18 protein-coding genes are annotated in these 19820 nt (G+C 63.5%); 12 read left to right on the forward strand and 6 right to left on the reverse strand.

Annotated features, from left to right (window positions below):
* Positions 1-17 precede the first annotated feature (17 nt).
* A complete protein-coding gene (locus tag V3330_RS16110) occupies positions 18-455 on the forward strand; it encodes a hypothetical protein (RefSeq protein WP_354696471.1) in 438 nt (145 codons plus the stop codon).
* Between the two features lie 35 nt (positions 456-490).
* Here V3330_RS16110 and V3330_RS16115 read toward each other — a convergent pair whose 3' ends face one another.
* The gene (locus V3330_RS16115; RefSeq protein WP_354696472.1) at positions 491-1783 is read right to left on the reverse strand and encodes a PilT/PilU family type 4a pilus ATPase; all 1293 of its coding nucleotides are present in this window, start codon (positions 1781-1783) and stop codon (positions 491-493) included.
* A 192-nt stretch (positions 1784-1975) separates the two neighbouring features.
* Between V3330_RS16115 and V3330_RS16120 the strand changes: the two genes are divergently transcribed.
* The 3 genes from V3330_RS16120 to V3330_RS16130 all read left to right on the forward strand — a co-directional run bounded on the left by V3330_RS16120 (position 1976) and on the right by V3330_RS16130 (position 3655).
* A complete protein-coding gene (locus V3330_RS16120; protein ID WP_354696473.1) occupies positions 1976-2395 on the forward strand; it encodes a YbaN family protein in 420 nt (139 codons plus the stop codon).
* Positions 2396-2496: 101 nt separating this feature from the next.
* Positions 2497-2787 (forward strand): hypothetical protein, encoded by a 291-nt coding sequence (locus tag V3330_RS16125; RefSeq protein ID WP_354696474.1) that lies wholly within the window; start codon positions 2497-2499, stop codon positions 2785-2787.
* Positions 2788-2878: 91 nt separating this feature from the next.
* The gene (locus V3330_RS16130) at positions 2879-3655 is read left to right on the forward strand and encodes a tyrosine-protein phosphatase (RefSeq protein WP_354696475.1); all 777 of its coding nucleotides are present in this window, start codon (positions 2879-2881) and stop codon (positions 3653-3655) included.
* 12 nt (positions 3656-3667) lie between these two features.
* Here the strand turns inward: V3330_RS16130 and V3330_RS16135 are convergent, their stop codons facing one another.
* From V3330_RS16135 to V3330_RS16145, 3 genes are all read right to left on the reverse strand, one after another.
* Positions 3668-4912, reverse strand: coding sequence for a hemolysin family protein (locus tag V3330_RS16135; protein WP_354696476.1), 1245 nt, complete (start codon positions 4910-4912; stop codon positions 3668-3670).
* Positions 4913-5099: 187 nt separating this feature from the next.
* Positions 5100-5471 (reverse strand): PA2779 family protein, encoded by a 372-nt coding sequence (locus tag V3330_RS16140; protein WP_354696477.1) that lies wholly within the window; start codon positions 5469-5471, stop codon positions 5100-5102.
* A gap of 423 nt (positions 5472-5894) precedes the next feature.
* Positions 5895-7277, reverse strand: coding sequence for a sigma-54-dependent transcriptional regulator (locus V3330_RS16145; protein ID WP_354696478.1), 1383 nt, complete (start codon positions 7275-7277; stop codon positions 5895-5897).
* 77 nt (positions 7278-7354) lie between these two features.
* Between V3330_RS16145 and V3330_RS16150 the strand changes: the two genes are divergently transcribed.
* On the forward strand, positions 7355-9007 hold the full coding sequence (locus V3330_RS16150) for a sensor histidine kinase (protein ID WP_354696479.1): 1653 nt from the start codon (positions 7355-7357) through the stop codon (positions 9005-9007).
* A gap of 62 nt (positions 9008-9069) precedes the next feature.
* Positions 9070-9225, forward strand: coding sequence for a Cif family virulence factor (locus tag V3330_RS16155; RefSeq protein ID WP_354696480.1), 156 nt, complete (start codon positions 9070-9072; stop codon positions 9223-9225).
* 112 nt (positions 9226-9337) lie between these two features.
* Here the strand turns inward: V3330_RS16155 and V3330_RS16160 are convergent, their stop codons facing one another.
* A complete protein-coding gene (locus tag V3330_RS16160) occupies positions 9338-10534 on the reverse strand; it encodes an aromatic ring-hydroxylating oxygenase subunit alpha (RefSeq protein ID WP_354696481.1) in 1197 nt (398 codons plus the stop codon).
* A gap of 87 nt (positions 10535-10621) precedes the next feature.
* On the reverse strand, positions 10622-11260 hold the full coding sequence (locus V3330_RS16165; protein ID WP_354696482.1) for a TetR family transcriptional regulator C-terminal domain-containing protein: 639 nt from the start codon (positions 11258-11260) through the stop codon (positions 10622-10624).
* Between the two features lie 326 nt (positions 11261-11586).
* On the opposite strand from V3330_RS16165, the gene V3330_RS16170 reads away from it, so the two are divergent.
* From V3330_RS16170 to V3330_RS16195, 6 genes are all read left to right on the forward strand, one after another.
* Positions 11587-13203: a phytoene desaturase family protein gene (locus V3330_RS16170; protein WP_354696483.1), complete on the forward strand. Its 1617-nt coding sequence runs from the start codon at positions 11587-11589 to the stop codon at positions 13201-13203.
* Complete coding sequence (locus V3330_RS16175) at positions 13196-14755, forward strand: phytoene desaturase family protein (protein ID WP_354696484.1); 1560 nt, start codon at positions 13196-13198, stop codon at positions 14753-14755. The genes V3330_RS16170 and V3330_RS16175 overlap by 8 nt, the downstream gene beginning before the upstream one ends.
* A gap of 16 nt (positions 14756-14771) precedes the next feature.
* Positions 14772-15977, forward strand: coding sequence for an aminomethyl transferase family protein (locus V3330_RS16180; RefSeq protein ID WP_354696485.1), 1206 nt, complete (start codon positions 14772-14774; stop codon positions 15975-15977).
* A gap of 219 nt (positions 15978-16196) precedes the next feature.
* The gene (locus tag V3330_RS16185; protein ID WP_354696486.1) at positions 16197-17570 is read left to right on the forward strand and encodes a glutamine synthetase family protein; all 1374 of its coding nucleotides are present in this window, start codon (positions 16197-16199) and stop codon (positions 17568-17570) included.
* 162 nt (positions 17571-17732) lie between these two features.
* Positions 17733-18713: a bifunctional transcriptional activator/DNA repair enzyme AdaA gene (locus V3330_RS16190; protein WP_354696487.1), complete on the forward strand. Its 981-nt coding sequence runs from the start codon at positions 17733-17735 to the stop codon at positions 18711-18713.
* A gap of 4 nt (positions 18714-18717) precedes the next feature.
* Entirely contained in the window at positions 18718-19491 is a 774-nt protein-coding gene (locus V3330_RS16195; protein ID WP_354696492.1) for a crotonase/enoyl-CoA hydratase family protein, read from the forward strand.
* Positions 19492-19820: the final 329 nt, after the last annotated feature.

Below are 19820 nucleotides of genomic sequence, written 5' to 3' on the forward strand. Positions count from 1 at the left end.
CCGGCGTGGAGAGAATCGTGACACCCAAAGCTGGACTGTGCCTGACCCTCACCTTGACCCTCGCCCTGTCGGCGGGCTGTTCGACCGTTTCCTCGATCCTGCCTCACGGGCCTGAACCGGTATGCGGTTCCGCCATTCACCGTGGCTCGGTTCGGGTGTTGGACATGACCGCCTACGAACTCAATGAGACGCGTATCTCGGCTGCCATCGAGGAGCGGGTGGGGGCTTATCGCATACTGACCGACGAACCCGTGTGGATTCCGAAACGCAGCACCCACGGTGAGAGCGCATATGCGGGGAATATCGCCACGGTTCAATCCATCGCCGGCGAATGGGGCTGCAACCTGCTTATCCTGCTCGACACCCGGATGGAGCGCACCAGCGTACGGACCCAGTCGCGCAACGAGTCGCGCGTGTTTTTGGTCCACGCCGGCCGACTGGGCGATTCCGGCTGAACCGGATCACCCCGTCCACGGTTGATTGCCTGGCGTTACTGGTTGGCCGCTACCTTGAGTTCCGGATCTTCACTGATGGGCGCTTCAAGGCCCCATTGTTCAATCGGCGGAGACTCGATTGGCTGCGGCGCGGGCTGTTCCGACTCGGATTTCGACCCGGAACTTGAATCGGCCGATTCGGGTTGCGGCGTGGCCGTGTCTGAATCAGCAGAAGTTTCGGTGGCGGAGTTCGCCGCGGCCTCGGCAGCCGGTTCCGGGGCCGCTTTGTTCAACAGGCCGGCGGTCTGCATGCACAGCCTCAGATTGTTGGGATAATCGGAATTGGCCAGGGCTTCTTCCTTGCTGATCAACCCTTCAGAGAAGAGCCGCAACAGATCCTGGTCGAAAGTCTGACAACCGCCGCTGCCTTTCTGCATGCCGTCCTTGACCTTGTCCACCTGACCCGACTTGATCAGATCCTTGACCCAGGGCGTATCGCGCAGAATCTCGACTGCCGCGACACGCTTGCCGTCGGTGGACGGCACCAGGCGTTGCGAGATGACCCCCCGCAGGCACATGGAGAGCTGCAGGTAAATCTCCTCCAGACGCTCGCCGGGGAAGAAGTTCATGACCCGGTGCAGGGTCTGGTACGCATTACTCGAATGCAAGGTGCCCAGGCACAGGTGACCGGTGTCGGCGAAGGTGATGGCGGCTTCCATGGCCTCGCGGTCACGGATTTCGCCGATCAGGATGACGTCCGGCGCCTGGCGCAGGGCGTTCTTGAGCGCATGACTGAACGACAGCGTATCGGTTCCGACTTCACGCTGGGTGAAGATGCACTTCTGGTTCGGATGAATGAATTCAATCGGATCCTCGACAGTGACGATATGGCCCGGCGAATGCTGGTTCCGGTGATTGAGCATGGCGGCCAGGCTGGTGGTCTTTCCCGATCCGGTGGCGCCGGTCACCAGGATCAGACCACGCTTCTGCATCACGATTTCCTTGAATACGTCAGGCAGCCTGAGCTGATCCAGGGTCGGGATTTCGGTCTTGACGTGACGCGCCACGATACCGACGTGATCGCGCTGCCGATGGATATTGATGCGGAAACGGCCGATGCCGTCGTACTCGATGCCGAGATTCATTTCGCGTTGCTCGGCGAAAGCGGCCCGCTCGGCGTCGTTCATCATGGCATTCGCCAGAGCCTCGGTGTCTTCGGGCCCCAGATTGCGATCCGCGACCGGCCGGCTGACGCCGTCGGCGCGCACCAATGGCGGGCTGTTGGTGGTGACGTAAAGGTCCGAACCCCCACGATCGACGAGTTCGCGTAGCAGCGACTGAATCTTCATCCTTGATTCCCCTTGTTTGCGGGCACCTGGGCACCCGACTTGAAATTTCCCTTGAACACAGCATATACCATCCGGGCCGGGCAGGAAAACTGTCACATTTGCCAGAGCGGCCCCACCCGCCTGGACAGGCTGATCCCGCACCGTGATACTGACAGGCATGGAATACCGGTGTTGTTCTGCATCCCCCCTCTTATGAAATCCGGTCAGCGGGATTTCACGCATCATGTTCGCAAACACCCTTCGACATCGGTGCGTATCGCCCTGGTACTGGCCGGAACGGTCTTCGTCACCCTGGGCGTCGCCGGCGCTTTGCTGCCGGTTTTGCCCACCACGCCCTTCCTGTTGTTGGCAGCCGCCTGCTACGCTCGCGCTTCGCGCCGGTTCTACAACGCGCTGCTGAACAACCGGCTGTTCGGCCCCGCCATCCAGGAATGGCAGGAATACCGGAGCATTCGCTACCGGACCAAAATCACCGCGATCGTGCTGATGGCCGTGACCCTGACTTCGTCCATCGTGTTTTTCGTCGAGGATAACCGGTTGCGAATTCTGCTCGCCGCATTCGGAATGGTTCTGGCCGTCTATTTGTACCGTATCCCGTCCCGGGACCGCTGAACCGCGCGTCTTCGAAAAACGCGAACCTGAAGCCACGGACCGAACCGGCAGTCCAGTCCTCGCCACTGGCATCCGACGGCGCCCTGGGGTCAAATACCGGCATGAAAACCTGGCACAGGCTCGATCTGGAGGACGCCCTGATGGCCCAGCCCCGACTGGAGGATGTGCGCGCCGCGTACGCCGCACCGGCCCAGGCGGGTGAGAACAGACCCTCCGGGGCGGTGTTTGCGCGTTACGACTCACCCGGTTCGCTGCATTGCACGGTCACGCTGTTCTTCACCCCGGAGGCCACCGCACTCGCCCGCCGCTGCGGCGCACAACCGTGTGAACAGCCACCGCACCGAAATCTGGAACTCCTGGCCGGAGCGGCTGAAAACCTATCCGGGTCCTGATTCACCGGCGCGAATCCGGCGCGGCCGCTGCAGTGCCCCGAGCCGGGTTTCCTGGTGTATGCTGCGCACCTTGAAATGACGCTGGTGAATCATGATCGAACGTGCCCTGCCGCTCGAAGGCGCAGTCAATCTGAGGGACTTTGGCGGCTACCTGACCGAAGACGGCAACCGGGTCCGGACCGGGCGCCTGTTCCGTTCGGGCTCCCTTGCGCGATTGTCCGAGACCGCGCAACAGGCCTTCGCCGGCTTCGGCATCGGTCTGATCTGCGACCTGCGCCGGGACAACGAAAAGGCCGCGGCTCCGACGCCGTTCCCGTCGGACGCACCGCGCAGGCTCGAACTACCGATCGAGCCGGGCAGCGCGCGACGCCTGTATCGCGAGATGGGCCGTACAGCCCTGACCCTGGAGCAGAGCATTGACTTCATGGTCAATATCAACCGTGAACTGGCGCGGCACCACGCCGATGATTACGCCCGCATGTTCGAGGGCCTGCTGGAACTGGGTGACGGAGGATTCCTGGTGCACTGTTCGGCCGGCAAGGATCGGACCGGCTTCGCCTGCGCTCTGATCCTTCACGCTCTGGGCGTGCCACAAGCAACGGTCCTCGAAGACTACCTGCTGACCAATGAAGCCCTGGACATCGAGGGCTACATCCTGCCGGTGCTCACCGCCAAGTACGGCGTACCCGACGACATGCCGGCCGAAGCGATGCTGGCGATCGCAGGCGTGAGACCGGAGTACCTGCAGGCCGCATTCGACACCATCGAAGCCGAGTTCGAAGGCGTCGAGCACTACCTCGAACGCGCCGTGGGCCTCGACCGGGCCGCTCGCGAGACCCTGCGGCGGCGTTACGTCGAAAGCGTCTGAACCGTCACGTACTCAGTCCGGGTTTTCATCGGCCGGAACCACCCGCACCATTTCCACCCGGCGCTCATCTGCGCGGATGACCTCCAAGCGATAGCCCCGCCATTCGATGGCCTCGCCGACTGTCGGTATGTGGGCCAGATTCTCGGTGACCAGTCCACCCAGGGTGGTGACTTCCGCTTCGGGCTGCCAGTCCAGGCCCAGCACCGAACACACCCGCCTGAGATCCGTGGCGGCGCGAATGTGCAGGGAACCGTCGGGGCGCTGCCACAAGCGCCGCGTCGGCTCGTCGGTCTCGTCCTCGATTTCACCGACCACTTCCTCGATGACGTCTTCGAGGGTGGCCACGCCCTCGACACCGCCGAATTCGTCGACGACCAAGACCATGTGGCGACGTTCCGACTGGATGGTTTTCAGCAGCGAATCCAGCCGGGTGGATTCCGGCACGATGAGGGCGTCGTCGCGCACGGCATCCCAATCGATTTCGCTTTCCGGGTGTTCGTGCATCCAGAACAGCAATTCCCGCGCCAGGACCACGCCCGTGACATCGTCCAGTTCACGCGTGACCGAGAACGGAAAACGGCTGAACCGGGTGGTGCGCAGCTTGGCCATGACCTCTTCCCGGCTGTCGCCGGCACTGAGAAAAGCCACATCCCGGCGCGGAATCATCACGTCCACCGCGCGCAGTTTACGCAGCAGGGTGGCGCCTTCGATCATGTCCGCCGTGCGCACGCCGACAATGCCCTCGTTGCGGCCCAGCGCCGCCAGCAGGCGGATTTCCTCCACCGAAGTCACCGGCACCGCGCGGCCGCCGCGCAGGCCGCTGGAGATCCATTCGCTGACCAGAACCAGCGGCTTCAGCACCAGGGTGAGGAACCGGATGCCCCAGGCCACCGGGGTCGCCAGGCGCGGCGCCTGCGACACACCCAGGGTCTTGGGCACGATTTCCGTGAACAGCAGCACGGCGAGAGTGAACACCAGGGTAAACAGCCACAGGGACTGATCGTCGAAAACTGCGATGTAACTCGCTCCCGCCACGGCGGCGCCGATCGTGTGCGCGGCCGTGTTGAGAATGAGAATGGCGGCGATGGGGACATCGATGTGGCGCTTGAAACCCGCCATCATCCGGCCGGCGACGGCATGCCGTTTGCTCAGCGCCTCGACCTGCGCATGATTGATCGAAAGCAGGACGGACTCGAAAATCGAACAGAGGAAAGACACGATGAGCACCACGGACACCGCGGTGATGAATACCAGCATGAGGCCTCCACAGGAACGGCACCTGGATCAGGTTTCCCCTGAAGGCTCCCACAATCCGCCCGGGGTGTCGAGCGAAGTACGCGCCTGCCCGAACCCGGATACCGGATACCGGATACCGGGAACCGTCGCTCCCGGTATCCGGCCTGGTTCAAGTCCGTGTGTAAAGGGCCCTGCGCCCAGACCCGGATTACGGACTGTGGAAGATGTTGACCACACCCGTCAGCTCGAGAATCAGCAGCACGACGAAGACCGCGCCAACCAGCGCCAGGGCACCGCCACCGGCTGGCAGGGATTCGATCTGGCCCTCGAGTTCAGCCAGTTCCTCATCGGTGAGCGAGGCAACCCGCGCCTGCGCGTGCCCGGGCTGAACACCGTGCCGAATCAACGCGGCACGCACGTCTTCCCGCGCCAGGGACGACTGGATCGAGGCGATACGGGCCTCACGGTTCTCAACACTCAACACGTCCTGGGTGGATACCACGGCGGCCGATGCGGGTGGAGTCAACGTTGCGAACACGAGGATGCCCGACAACAGGGTGATGAAGATTCTTGAATACATGATGCGCTCCTTCATGGGTGAATGACACGAACAGGGATGCATCTTGCGTGCCAAGCGGGCACGAAACCCGGTAACAACCTGCCACAGGGCGTTTGCGAGCGAATCCATCGACCCTGAACACAGGGCGACGATGTAAATTTTGCGCGGCCTGGTAAGAATTTACCGCACTGCGATTCACCGAAACCCGGACATTCGCCGCCAGAACCGCTCCGCACCACCGTATCGTGACCCGGCCGGCTCATGGCACACACATTGCATCTTCCCTGCCGAAGCGACCGGCCTCGTCGGGTCGATGAGATGCCCTCACGGGGCACCGGGAGACTGATGTGAACAGATTCAAAAGCGTTCCGGATGGTTATGCGCGGACCTGCCCCGCGCCGCGCTCCTGAACACCCACGCCCTGTGGAATCCGGACCCAAAACCTCAGCCGGCTTCCTCGTAGCTCTTCATCCGGTTGTACAGGGTCTTGAGGCTGACCCCGAGCACCGCGGCCGCGGCTTTCTTATCGCCCTTGAAGTGCTCCACCGTGGACAGGATCAGGTCTTTTTCCACATCGGCGATGGAACGGCCGACACTGATCCCCTCGATGCCCCCGGGGAGGTCTTCGTCGAAGCGGTCCGGGGTTTCCACGACGTCGGATTCCGCCAGGATGTAAGCGCGGTGAACGGTGTGTTTCAGCTCTCGCACATTTCCGGGCCACAGGTGTTTTTCCAACCGATCCAGGGCCGTGTCCGAAAACTGTTTGGCCGTGCCGTTCTGCTCGTTGAGTTCGGTAAGAAAATGGTGTGCGAGCAGCCGAACATCCCCTTTTCGCTCACGCAGCGGCGGCAGCTCGATGGGAAAGACGCGCAGGCGAAAATACAGGTCTTCACGCAGTTCGCCATCCCCCACGGCTTCGGCCGGGTTTCGGTTGGTGGCCGCGATGAGGCGGGCGTTCACGGGAATTTCGCGCTCCGAACCCAGCCGCAACACCTTGCGGGTTTCCAGCACGCGAAGCAGGTGCGTCTGGGTTTCGAGCGGCATCTCGGTAATTTCATCGAGAAACAGGGTCCCGTCCTTGGCGCGTTCGAAAAAGCCCGCGTGACGCTGGTCGGCACCGGTGAACGCGCCTTTCTCATGCCCGAAAAGCTGGCTGGACACGAGATCGCGGGACAAGCCGCCGCAGTTCACCGGCACGAAGGGGCCCGTCTGACCGCTGACCCGGTGAATCGCTTCGGCGACCAACTCCTTGCCCGTACCGCTTTCGCCCTGGACCAGGACCGTGCTGTCGGTGGTTCCGACCCGGCGAATCTGGTCGTAAATCGACTGCATGGCCTCGCTTTCCCCGAGCAGCAGGCCGAAATGCCCGGTACCGGCCCCGTTGGAATCCGCTTCGGCGGGCGGCGAATCGTCACCCAGCGTGGCCAGAATGCCCGACACATCGCGCGGCTCGATCGGCTTTTTCAGGTAGGTCACTCCCTGCCCCGCCATACCGCCAATCAGCGATTTCACACCCGAGTGCCCGGTCATGATGACGATCCGCTTCGGCTGTTCGTCCGCCAGCGAATCAAGCAATTCGAGGCCACTGCCGTCCGGCAGCATGAGGTCGAGCATCACCACGTCGGGAACGCGGCCGGAAACCGCATCCCGGGCATCGGCGAGAGTGCCGACGGCCGACGCGCTGTGGCCTTTCACTTCAAGGTACTCCGCCAGGCCGTCGGCAAAGGCGGATTCATCATCGACAATCAGAACATGCGCCATCTCGGTCTGTACGCCGGAATCCTGGGACGGTACATGCTCCCCGCCCGCCACAAGCCTGTCAAGCACGCGGTGTTACCCCGACCCGCAGCCCGCGGAAAGCTCGCCTCGGGACCTCCGATCGGGGACAATCCACGGTGATCATGATGATGCGCCTGCTTCTCTCCGTCCTCGTAACCGCCATCGTCGCGCTGGCCAGCCTGGTTTCGTGGCAATCGCTGCGCGATCACGAACATCAGCAGGTGGCCCGGGTGGTCGAGCTGGAATCCTATGCGGCCCGCAGCCAGCTCGTGCGCAATTTCGAAGACGTGCTGGCCGCGCTGGACGCGGCCCGCATGATCTGGTCCACCCGAGGGGAAATCCTGCGCACCGAATGGAACGGGGAAGCGCAGAATCTGTTTGAAACCATCCCGGGCACCAAATGGGTCATATGGGACGACCCGGGCCACGGCGCCCGCCTGGCCCGGCACCGCGATGCGGCCATCGACTATCGCCCAAGCCCCGAGGAATGGCGCCCTCTTTCCGCGCTGATCTCCCACGGCCGCGAACTCGAGGAAAGCACCATCGAGGGGCCGTACCTCGATGATTCAGGCCGGCCGTTCTTTGAAATCTACCTGACTTCCGGCCCGCAACGGCGCGGCGCGGGCCTGCTCGTGGCGACAATCGACGCCGGGCCTCTGCTGCAAAGGCTACTGGACAGCGAATCACCCGGTTACTCCGTACGCGTGGACTGGGACGACGTGACGCTGTACCAACGCGGAAAAGCCGCCGAGCGGCTGCCCGTCGAATGGACGCAGGAAGGGTACATTCGCTCCTCGCTGGACTCGCTCTGGCGCGTCGAGCACCGGCCCACGGCCGAACTGGTTCGCTCGTTCAGCTCAAGCTCGATGGACCTGATTCTGTGGCTGGGTCTCATCATCGCGGTTTTAATGGGCATTCTGACCTTCGAGAACTGGCGCGCACACACCCGGGCCCGCGCGGCCGAGCGCGCGGAACGCCGGCTGGCCAACCTCAATCGCGACCTCGAACACCAAATCGACGAACGAACCCGCGATCTGGCTGACCGCACCACGGACCTGCAAACCGTGACCGACTCGGTGGCGCACGACATGCGCAACCCGCTCAGCACGATTGCCATGAACGTGGAACTTTTCCAGGCCCGCCACGGGGCCGACCTGCCCGAAGGCGCCGCGGGTATTCTGCAACGCTTCGAGCCCGCAGTGCAGCAGATGGCGAACATCCTGGATCGCATGCTCAGTCTGGCCGAAGTCAACCACGCGACCTTCATTCGCGAGCGCCTGGACATGGCGGCTCTGACCGGCGAAGTGTACGCGGGCCTGACCGCCACTGGCGCTGAAAACCCCGCCCGGCTGATCATCGGCGACCTGCCTGACGCCCATGCCGACCGCACCCTGGTATCCACGCTGCTGACCAACCTGCTCGGCAACGCGCTCAAGCACACGCGCTCGACGGAGGAACCGGTGGTCCGGGTCTCGGCCAGCGAGGTGGACGGCGTGACGGAGTATTGCATCGCCGACAACGGCAGCGGTTTCGACCAGAAATTCGCGAGTCGGATGTTCCGCGCTTTCGAGCGACTGGAACCCGCAAAGACGTCGAACCGTGATCTCGACGACCAGCCCGGCGGGCTGGGGCTCGGACTGTCGATTGTCGCCCGCGTGGTCGAACGTCACGGCGGCCGTTTGCGTGCCGAAGGCCGGCTCGGCGAGGGCGCGGCATTCTTCTTCACCCTCGAACCACAATCCACATCGGCGAACACCGGGGATCACGAAAAAACCTGATCTGGACAGCGGTTTCCGGTTCATCAAACGGGTCGAAGCACTCCCCTTGCAAGGATCGTCCGATGACACCGAAACAAACGGTTCGAGCCTGGATCGAAGCCTTCAACCGTGCCGGTATCGACACCCTCGCAGACTGCTACGCCGAACAAGCCGTAAACCATCAGGTCACCCACGATCCGGCGGAGGACCGCCAGGCTACCCAGCCGAAGACGTTCTGACGCGGGAGAACGTCCGCAGCTCGGTTCACTACGACCCCGGGGAATTTGTGATCCCACCAAGCCAGCCGTCCCCGGCTTGGGCAGATTTCACAAGATCGTTTTGGCAGGGTCGCTACGCAATCGCCCGGAGGTACCACTCCACCCAGCGCTGGGTGGATTCCTCGAAGGTCGAGAACGGCCCCGGCTCGAAAGTGCGCGAGCTGACCCCGGCCTGGTTGTGTTCGATGATGGCCTTGTCGGCTTTCGTCGTCACATCCCACAGCCAGGTCAGGCGATCGAGCTCGTAGTCCTTGCCTTCCACCGCGTCGCCGTTAACCAGCCAGATGATCTCGCAATCGCACCTGCTTCGAGACAGCGGCTTGAAGTTGTAGAGCACGACGTGATCGCAGTACGCCAGCGCGTACAGCACGGGACCGATCTTGAAATCGTGAGCGCCACCGTCCCAGTCGGTGATATCGCCCATCAAGGGTGCCACCGGCTTGCCATCCTCGCTGCCGGTCACGTGCCCGCGCAACAACGGGTAGTGCTCGTAGGCCCGATCGCTGCCGAATTCATCGCCGGTGGTGTAGGAGTGATCCATCTCGGCGTTGTTCAGACCGCAGGTCGGCATGCGCTCCAGCAACCGCTCGCGCTCTTCTTGCCAGCGCTCATCCGGCAGCGCCAGGCTGTGTGCGCGCGAGTATTCGGGATGCGCCGGCGCGCAGTGGTAGCACTCCTTGTAGTTTTCCACCGCCAGCTTCCAATTGGCATTCATCGGATAGGACTGCTTGTGCGCCACCCTCGCCCGATCCAGTTGGTAGGGCTTCAGAAACGGGCCCAGGTCGCGCTCGACAGCTTCGAAGTTTCCGGGTTCATCGGCGAAGTTAATGAAAATCAGGCCTTCGCACACCCGCAAATAAACGGGTTTGAGTCCGTAGCGCGACTTGTCGAAACCCTCGCGCATATGCGCCGCAGCCACCAATTGACCGTCCAGTTCATAAGTCCACCCGTGATACGGGCAGGTGAAGCGCCGTGAGTTGCCTTTTTGGTTCCAGCACACGTGCGATCCCCGGTGCCGGCAGACGTTCATGTGGGCGTGGATCTGATCATCGTTGCCGCGGACGATGATGACCGACTCCCCAGCCAGTTCGTACACGAAGTAATCGCCCTTGCCGGGAATTTCGCTCTGGTGCCCGGCATACAGCCAGGAACGCAGGTAGATGCGCTCGATATCGCGGCGGTAGATTTCGTCGTCTTCGTAAAATGCATTTTCCAGAGCGAAACCTGTCTTCTGGCGGGCGATCAGTTGTTCGATTTCGGTGTCGTTCATTACCTGCTACCTGCCTGATACCCGACCTCACCGGTGCATTCATCCCGCCGCCTTGACGTCAAATTCCTCATGCGCGCTGCCACCGGGTCAGGGTTTGAAGTGGTCTGGAAACATCTGGACCAGCAGCGTTCGGCCAATCTGGCGGGCCTTGTCACGACTGATCGCGCGCGGACTCACCAACAGGTCCAGCCACAGGCCGGCACCGACGGCCGACAGACCTTCGGTGACGCAATCCGGGTCGAGGTGGTCGTAGTGTCCATCCCGGATCAGAGCGGTCACGATCTCATTCAATTTGCGGTCATAGCGCCGATCACGTTCCGCGCACAGTTTCCGGTACGTTGGACGGGATTTCGTCTCACTCCAGAAGGCAAACCACACCGCCACTTTGTTGGGAGCGAAAACCGTCGGCTCAAAGTCGACGTTTATCAGCGCTTCCAACTGCTCGGCCGGACTGGGACCGGCTTCTTCCAATGCTTTTTCCCATGCGTCCCGATATTCGTCCGCGACGAAGCGCAGCGTCTCGACCAGCAAGCGTTCCTTGGACTGGAAATGCAGGTTGACGATACCCTGGCTCAGCTTGGCCTCGGCCGCGACCGTCGCCACCGTGGTATCGGACAGCCCGTTCTTTGCAATTGACCGGATGGTCGCCTGTATCAACTGCAATCGGCGCGTTTCCTTGGATGCGGTGCGCTGGCCACCCGGGTTTCGAACGGCGGCCCGGCTCACGACCTCGTGCCTGCGCTAACGCGATGGGTGATCTGATTCATGTTCGGCACGTGACTCCCGGGATACTGCCCAATACATCGGTCCTGCGGACCCCGGTCACTATAGGCTGCGGTTTCCAATTTTGCAATGAATGAACAATCATTCATTTTTCTGGACTTTTCGGTCCGCGCTGTGTCACCCTGTGGCCTGCCGCACGACGCGGCCCGAAGCCTGAATGGCCGCAGATTCACAGGCACGGCCTGCCCGCTGGACCAGGCGGAGGAAAGCGCCCGGGGCCGCGCCCCTGACGAACGGGCGCCTTGAGGCACGCAGATGGAGGCAAGTGATTGAAGAAACACGACGCAATCGTGATCGGTGCCGGGCACAACGGCATCACCAACGCAGCCTACCTCGCCAAGGCGGGACTCGACGTGCTGCTGGTGGAAAAAAACCCCTGGATCGGCGGCGCATCCGTCAGCCGCGAACTGCACGAGGGCTGGATCTACTCGAACTGCTCCTACGTGTGCAGCCTGCTGCGTCCCGAGGTCTACCGCAGCCTGGAGCTGGCGAAATACGGCCTGCAGGTCGTGCCCTACGGCGGCAGCGTCACGATGTCGCAGAACGGCGACATCCTGGGCAGCTACGTCGATGAAGACGTCAGCCGCCGTGAAATCGCGCGGCACAGCGAGCGGGATGCCGACGCGGTGGTGCGTTACCACCGCGACATCATGCGCCAGTGCCGCTTCATCCGGCAGTTTCTGTTGCGCACCGCGCCAGACCCGACTTCGTTCAGGCCGTCCGACATCCGGGAAATGATTTATCTCGGCAAGGAGTTCGCGAAACTCGGCGAGGACGTCATTTACGACCTGATGCGCTTCTACACGATGAGTATCTCGGATTACCTCGATGAGTACTTCGAGCATCCACTGATCAAAGCCGCCTATGCAGGCAGCGGCATCATCGGCAGCGCGCTGGGTGTGATGTCGCCCGGCACCGCCTATGTGCTGCTGCACCACGCCATGGGCGAAGTCGACGGCAACATCGGCGCCTGGGGTTTCGCCCGCGGCGGCATGGGCGCGATCGCCAAAGCCATGAACGCCTGCTTCGAGGATCATGGCGGCACCACCCTGTGCGGCTCGGGGGTCGACCGCATCATCGTCAAGAATGGCAAGACCTCAGGCGTGGCGCTGGAGAATGGCGACGAGCACCATGCCGACGTGGTGGTCTCCAACATGACGTTTCCCCGCACCTTCCTCGAGTGCATGGACGAGAAGGACCTGGAACCGGATTTCCTGAAGAAGGTCCGCAACTTCAAGATCCGCGGTTCCAGCGGCAAGCTCAATATCGCGCTCGACGGTCTGCCGCAGTTCACGGCACTGAAGGACAATCCGGACATGATGGTCGCTGACATGCACCTGATCGATTCGATCGAGCGACTGGAACGCGCCTACGACGACTGGAAGAACGGCACCTGGTCGCAGGACCCCTACATCGACATGCTGATTCCGTCCCTGACCGATCCCACCATGGCGCCGCCCGGCAAACACTTCATGTCGGTCTTCGTCCAGTACGTGCCGCCCAAAGTGCACGGCGAGGAGTGGACCGACGCCCAGCGCGACGCGTTCGGCCAGACGGTCATCAACCAGATCGAGAAATATGCGCCCGGTTTCAAGGACCTGATCCTGCACGCCGAAATTCGCACCCCGCGCGAACTTGAAAACGAGGTTGGACTGACCGAAGGCAACATCTTCCAGGGCGAACTGACCATGGACCAGTTGTTGTTCAACCGGCCGATTCCTGGCTATGCGCAGTACCGCGGGCCGGTGAAGGGTCTTTATATGTGCGGCTCGTCGAACCACCCCGGCGGAGGCGTGATGGCCGCACCGGGCGCCAATGCTGCGCGCGAGATTCTGTCCGACCTGAAGAGGCCGAACACCGTTCCGGAGGGCTGGCTCGATGACTGATGGAACGAACGTGATCATCATCGGGGCGGGCCATAACGGACTGACCTGCGCAGCCTACCTCGCGAAAGCCGGCCGGCACGTCACGGTTCTGGAAGCCGCGAACCGGGTCGGCGGTGCCGCCACCACACGCGAGTTCGCGCCGGATTTCCGGGTCTCGGCCTGCGCCCACCTGCTCTACCTGATGAATTCGGACATCCGCCGCGAACTGGGCCTGGATGCGAAAGGCCTGAGCCTGGCACGGCAGAACCTCAAGACAGTCGCGCTGGCCGCCGACGGCAATCACCTGCTCATCGCCGGCGACCGGATCGACGGCGAAGATGTCACCGACGAGGATCGGCAGGCGCTCCGGGAGTACCGCCGTTTCATGAAACGCTTCGCACGGATCATCGGGCGCCTGCACGACCGGGTTCCGCCGCGCATCGCTTCCGGCGAACGATCGGACCTGATCGGCCTGGGCAGGCTGGCGCTCGATGTTCGCCTGCTGGGCCGGGACGACATGCGCGAGTTCCTGCGCATCGCCGGCATCAACATTTTCGATGTACTGCAGGAGAACTTCTCCAGCGACCGGCTGAAGGGGGCACTGGCCCTGGATGCCGTACTCGGCACCCACCTCGGTCCGCGTTCGAACAACAGCGTGTTTACCGCCCTGCATCGCATGAGCGGGAATGCCGGAGAAACCGGAGGCGAGGTGTCGCTGGTCAAAGGCGGCATGGGCGCCTTGAGTGACGCCCTGGCCAGGGCCGCCATCGACGCCGGCGCTGAAATCCGCACCGGCACCGCCGTGCGGCGCATCGTCATGGACTTCGATCGGGTGTGTGGCGTGGAACTGGAATCCGGCGAGGTGATCGAAGCCGACACCGTGGCCTCCAGCGCGGACCCCAAGACCACCTTCCTGGGCCTCCTCGGCGCCGCCAATCTGGAAGCCGGCTTCGCCCACCGCATTCAGCATCTGCGCGCCCGCGGCAACGCGGCCAAACTGCACCTGGCGCTCAGTGAACTGCCGGAATTCAGCGGACTGGATACCGGACTGCTGGGCGAGCGCCTGGTCATCGCACCCGATCTCAACTACGTCGAACACGCGTTCAATCACGCCAAGTACGGTGAGTTTTCGGCTGAACCGGTAATGGAGATCACGCTTCCCAGCCTGCACGACTCCTCACTGGCACCGCAGGGGCAGCATGTGCTGTCAGCGGTGGTCCAGTACGCGCCGGCCGAGCTGAAACAGGGCTGGCCCGAAGGCAAGGCGGCGTTTACCGAGACCGTCATGAGCGTGCTCGAACGATACGCGCCCGACATCCGCTCGAAAGCCGTGGTGGCCGAACTGCTGACCCCGGCGGACCTCGAAAGCGAGTTTCGCATGGCCGGCGGGCACTGGCACCACGGCGAACTGTCGCTGGACCAGTTCCTGATGCTGCGCCCGGTGCCCGGGGCCGCACAATACCGGGCTCCGGTGGATGGCCTGTTTCTTTGCGGGGCCGGCTCCCACCCGGGCGGCGGGGTAATGGGCAGCGCGGGCCGCAACGCGGCGCACGTGATTCTCGGCAAATCCTGACTCGGGGTATGACACCATGAGCCTGCACAACTTCAAAGCCCGCGACCATTTCCGGCACAACGTCTACCCCAGCCCTTTCCATTCGCGCCAGAAGGAACTGAACAGGCTGCAGGAATGGTCACGCTGGGCCGACTACCTGTCGGTGCCCGCCTATTACTCGGATTCGCTGGAGTACTTCGCGGCCCGCAACACCTGCGGCGTGTTCGACCTGACCCCGATGATCAAGCACCGGATCACCGGGCCCGACGCCCTGCCCTACCTGAATCGGCTGGTCACCCGTGACGTGACAAAGATCAAACCGGGACGGGTCGGCTACAGCGTGTGGTGTACCGACCGGGGACAGGTGATTGACGACGGCACGATCTTCCATCTGGCCGATGGCGACTACCGGGTCTGCTCCCAGGAGCACCAGCTCGACTGGTTCCTGACCAGCGCACTCGGCTTCGACGTGACCGTTGTCGACGAGACCCACGAGGTTGCAGCCCTGGCGGTACAAGGCCCCACCAGCTGTGCGCTTTTGAAGAGAATGGGCCTGACGGGCGTGGAGAACCTGACCCCCTTCGGCCTTGCGCACTTCCCCTTCGAAGGCACCGAACTGACGGTGTCGCGCACCGGCTACACCGGCGACCTCGGATACGAGTTGTGGATCGCTCCGGAGCATGCCGAGAAACTGTGGGACCGGCTGTTCGATGCCGGCGCACAGCACGGGATTCGTCCGCTGGGCAGCCAGGCGCTGGACATGCTCCGCATCGAGGCCGGATTCATCCTCGCCGGGGTGGATTTCCTGCCGGCCCAGCAGGCCGTCCGGCCCACCCACACCCGTTCTCCGTTCGAACTGGGCCTGGGCTGGCTGGTCGACTTCAAAAAACCGGTGTTCAACGGCCGCCGCGCCCTGCTTCAGGAAAAGGAGGAGGGCTCACGCTACCGCCTGGTCAAGCTCGACATTTCGGGCAACAAAGTCGCGCGGGACTCCTATGTTTATGACCGCAAACAGACCATAGCCGGCACCGTGACCTCAGCCATGTGGTCACCGTCGGCCAAGGCCAGCATCGCTCTGGCCACCCTGGAGATGCCGCACGGCGAGCCCGGCGAGGAACTGCAGGTGGAGATCTACTACAAGCGCGAACTCAAATGGAGCAAGGTACTGGCCCCATGCAAAGTGGTCGACCGGGTGTTCTGGGATCCCCCACGCAAACGCCAAACCCCACCCGCGGATTTCTGAAGCTCAACAAACACGGAGTCAAACTAAACGTGGGGTCAGAGTAAAGGGACAGAGTAAACGACATCACCAGACGTACTCCTGCCGCACTGAGGCCGTTGTATCGTCGGATCCACAGCCGATCAGGACGGGGTTTACTCTGTCCCTTTACTCTGACCCCAAAACTCTGCCCGGCATGGCGAGTGGATCGGCGATCGGCAATTAACGAAAACGGAGTGTTCGATGACACCCATGGAACCCGCCGGCGCGGCGGAGTCATTTCTCGAGGCGTATCCCGATACCCGCCACGTCGAGTTGCTGGTCTGCGACATGAACGGCATGTTGCGAGGGAAACGCGCACCCGTCGCCGATCTGGTGAAAATCGGCCGAAACGGGGTCAATCATTGCGCCGCTTCGGCGGTGCTCGACAGCAAGGGCGCGACCTTCGACACCATCGCCATCGGTGGCCGCGACGGCGACCCGGACGTCAAGGCCCGCATCGTGCCGGGCACCCTGGCTCCGGTGCCCTGGGCCGAATGGCCGACCGCCCAGGCGCTTCTGGAACTCAGCGAACTCGACGGCGAGCCTTTTCGCCACGACCCTCGGCACGTATTGCGCCGGGCCCTCGAACCGCTCAGTGGCCTGGGCCTGCGCCCGGTAATCGCGACGGAACTGGAGTTCTACCTGATCGAGCACGACGGCGAAACGTTTCGACCCCGAATGCCCCGCATTCCGGGCTCCGACCTCCCCCAGGACGGTTTGCAGTACGCAACGATCGACGACCTGGTCGAAGTGGACGGTTTTCTCGGCGACCTGGATAACTGGTGCCGTACCCAGAACATTCCCGCCGGGGCGGCGCTGTCCGAATTCGCGCCCGGCCAGTTCGAAATCAACCTCACCCACGTCGATGATCCCTTGCGCGCGTGCGAGCATGCCCTGTTGCTCAAGCGGGCGGTCAAGGCGGCGGCCAGGGCCAACGGCCTGGCCGCGACCTTCATGGCCAAGCCCTTCCAGGACATCCCCGGCTCCGGTCTCCACGTGCACATGAGCCTGCTCGACGAGCGGAGCGAAAACGTGTTTTCCGGTCACAGCGATGACGGCCCGGTATCCGGGACGCTGCGGCATGCCGTGGGCGGGCTGCAGGCCATGGCGGCCGAAAGCATGGCTGTGTTCGCACCCAACGCCAATTCCTACCGGCGCTACACCCGCGGCGCCTTCGCCCCGGGAACGGCCAATTGGGGCATCAACCACCGCGGTGTTTCACTGCGGGTACCTCTGTCCACACCGCGCAATACCCGCATCGAGCACCGCATCGCCTGCGCCGACGCCAACCCGTATCTCGTCGTGGCCGCGTTGCTGGCCGCCGTGCATCACGGCATCGCCAACCGCCTGAATCCGGGTCCCGTGGTTCGCGAACGCGAAGAGATCGAAGAACAAGTGACCCTGCCGGTGCGCTGGCCACACGCCCTTGACGTCTTCGAAGCCGGCAGTCTGCTGCCGAATTATTTCGGGAAGGATTATTGCGCACTGTTTTTGGCATGCCGTCGCGAGGAGGAAGAGCGATTTCACGCCGAAATCTCCAATCGGGATTACGAGTGGTACCTGCGCAACGTCTGAGCCGATGGTCGCGCGGACCGAGGGCGGCGCAACTTTTCGATGGGTCCGATCCGGCCGCTGGCGGCCCGCCTGCGATTGACCTACCCTTGAAAGATGGTGCCGACCGCTCACGACACGCCGCGCGGCGGCGTCCCGGAACCCCCCGGAGATCCGGGAGGCTACGTGGCATCATCGACAACCGGCGTCTTCTGCCGGCCCCCCTGTGATTGCGCGAACCCGCCCGTGGGCCGGGTGTTCGAACACGCGTCCGAAGCGCTGACCGCCGGATTCCGGCCATGCCGCTCCTGCCGGCCGCTGCACAACCGTGAACCGGACCCGGACTGGTACCAACCCCTGCTCTGCGAAATCGAAGCCGATCCGGCCCGCCGCTGGCATGACCCGGACCTGGAACGACTCGGCCTGGACTCAGGCACCGTCCGGCGCTGGTTCGTGGAAAACCACGGGGTCACGTTCCATGCCTATTGTCGATTGTGGCGCATGGGCGAACTCCTGCGCCGCATCCAGCAAGGCGCCGCCGCGGAACCGGTGATCGCCGAACTCGGATACGAGTCCGAAAGCGATTTTCGCGAAGCATTCGCACTGGCATTCGGTCACCCACCCAGCGCCGTCGACCGCGAATCCTGTATCTGGCTGGGCCGGCTGCGAACCCCGCTGGGGTCCATGCTGGCGGGCGCCGCCGACGCTGGCCTGTTCCTGCTCGAGTTCGCCGATCGCGGACTGACGGACACGCGCCTGAAACAACTTCGGCATGAACTGGGCCGCGTATGCCTTCCGGGAGCGCACCCTCTGATTCCGCGCATCCAACAGGAAATCGATGCCTATTTCGAGGACGGTCTGCGCAGCTTTACGGCACCGGTGCGCATCAGCGGCACCGCGTTTCAGGAGCAGGTCTGGCACGCGCTGCAGACCATTCCCTACGGCCAGACGAGATCCTACAGCGACATCGCTCACCAGGTGGGACACGACGATGCCGGGCGCGCCGTGGGGCGTGCCACCGGGGATAACCGTATCGCCCTCGTGCTGCCCTGCCATCGCGTGGTGGGCAGCGGTGGCGAACTGGTCGGCTACGGCGGCGGCCTCGGGCGCAAGCGCTACCTGCTGGCCCTCGAACAATCCGAAGCCTTCAGTCTGTCGCGGGTGTGACGTGATGGTCGTACGTATCGAGCGCGACGGGCCGGTCATGACGATCCTCATCAACCGCCCGGAAGTTCGCAACGCGGTGGATGCCGACTGCGCCGCCGCCCTGGTCACTGCGTTCCAGGCCTTCGAAACAGACGAGAACAGCCAAGTCGCGGTACTGGCCGGTACTGGCGGCAGTTTCTGTTCCGGTGCCGATCTCAAGGCCATCGCCGAGGGCGCACCGAACCGCATCGATGATCGCGGCCATGGCCCAATGGGACCGACCCGGATGAAGCTCTCCAAACCCGTGATCGCGGCCATCGAGGGTCATGCGGTCGCCGGCGGCCTCGAACTGGCGCTGTGGTGCGACCTGCGGGTGGCCGCTTCCGATGCGGTGTTCGGCGTTTACTGCCGCCGCTGGGGCGTGCCCCTGATCGACGGCGGCACCGTCAGGCTGCCGCGCCTGATCGGACAGAGCCACGCCCTCGACCTGGTGCTCACCGGCCGCGGCGTGTCCGGCGAAGAAGCACGCATGATGGGTCTGGCCAACCGCATCGTCCCTCCAGGACGCGCGCTCATCGAGGCGCAATTGCTGGCCGCAGACCTGGCCGAGCTCCCCCAACAGTGCCTGCGCAGCGACCGACTCGGCGTGCTCGAGCAGTGGGGCTTCGACGAGGCGGAAGCCATGCGTCGCGAGTTCGCCCGGGGACGCGAGGTGCTGGAATCCGGCGAAAGCCGGGAAGGCGCCCGAGCCTTCAGCGAAGGCGCCGGACGGCACGGCGCCCGCCGCCGCGATACCTGAAGTCCGGCACCCCTCTCCGCCGTCCGGAACCTGAGGCGTGCCAGTACGTTCCTCTGATACATCAGGACTGACACTTACTCGAGACGGCTTCAGGTTCGCAAAGCACTGTAACAGGACATGCCCTCGGGTTCGAAACGCGCTGTGACAGGGGGTGCCCTCGGGTCTGGAAGGCGCCGTGACGGGGGTGCCCTCGGGTCCGGAAGGCGCCGTGACAGGGGTCTCCCGGGGGACGGTACGAGTACGTCCCTGTAACCTCGTATGGTGTACAGCGCCCGGATTCGGGAAGATGAAGGGCGCCGGGATGGGAGGGACGATGTAGCCTTCTGACC

It is taken from the genome of Elongatibacter sediminis, assembly GCF_037892215.1.
GTDB lineage: Bacteria > Pseudomonadota > Gammaproteobacteria > Xanthomonadales > SZUA-36 > Elongatibacter > Elongatibacter sediminis.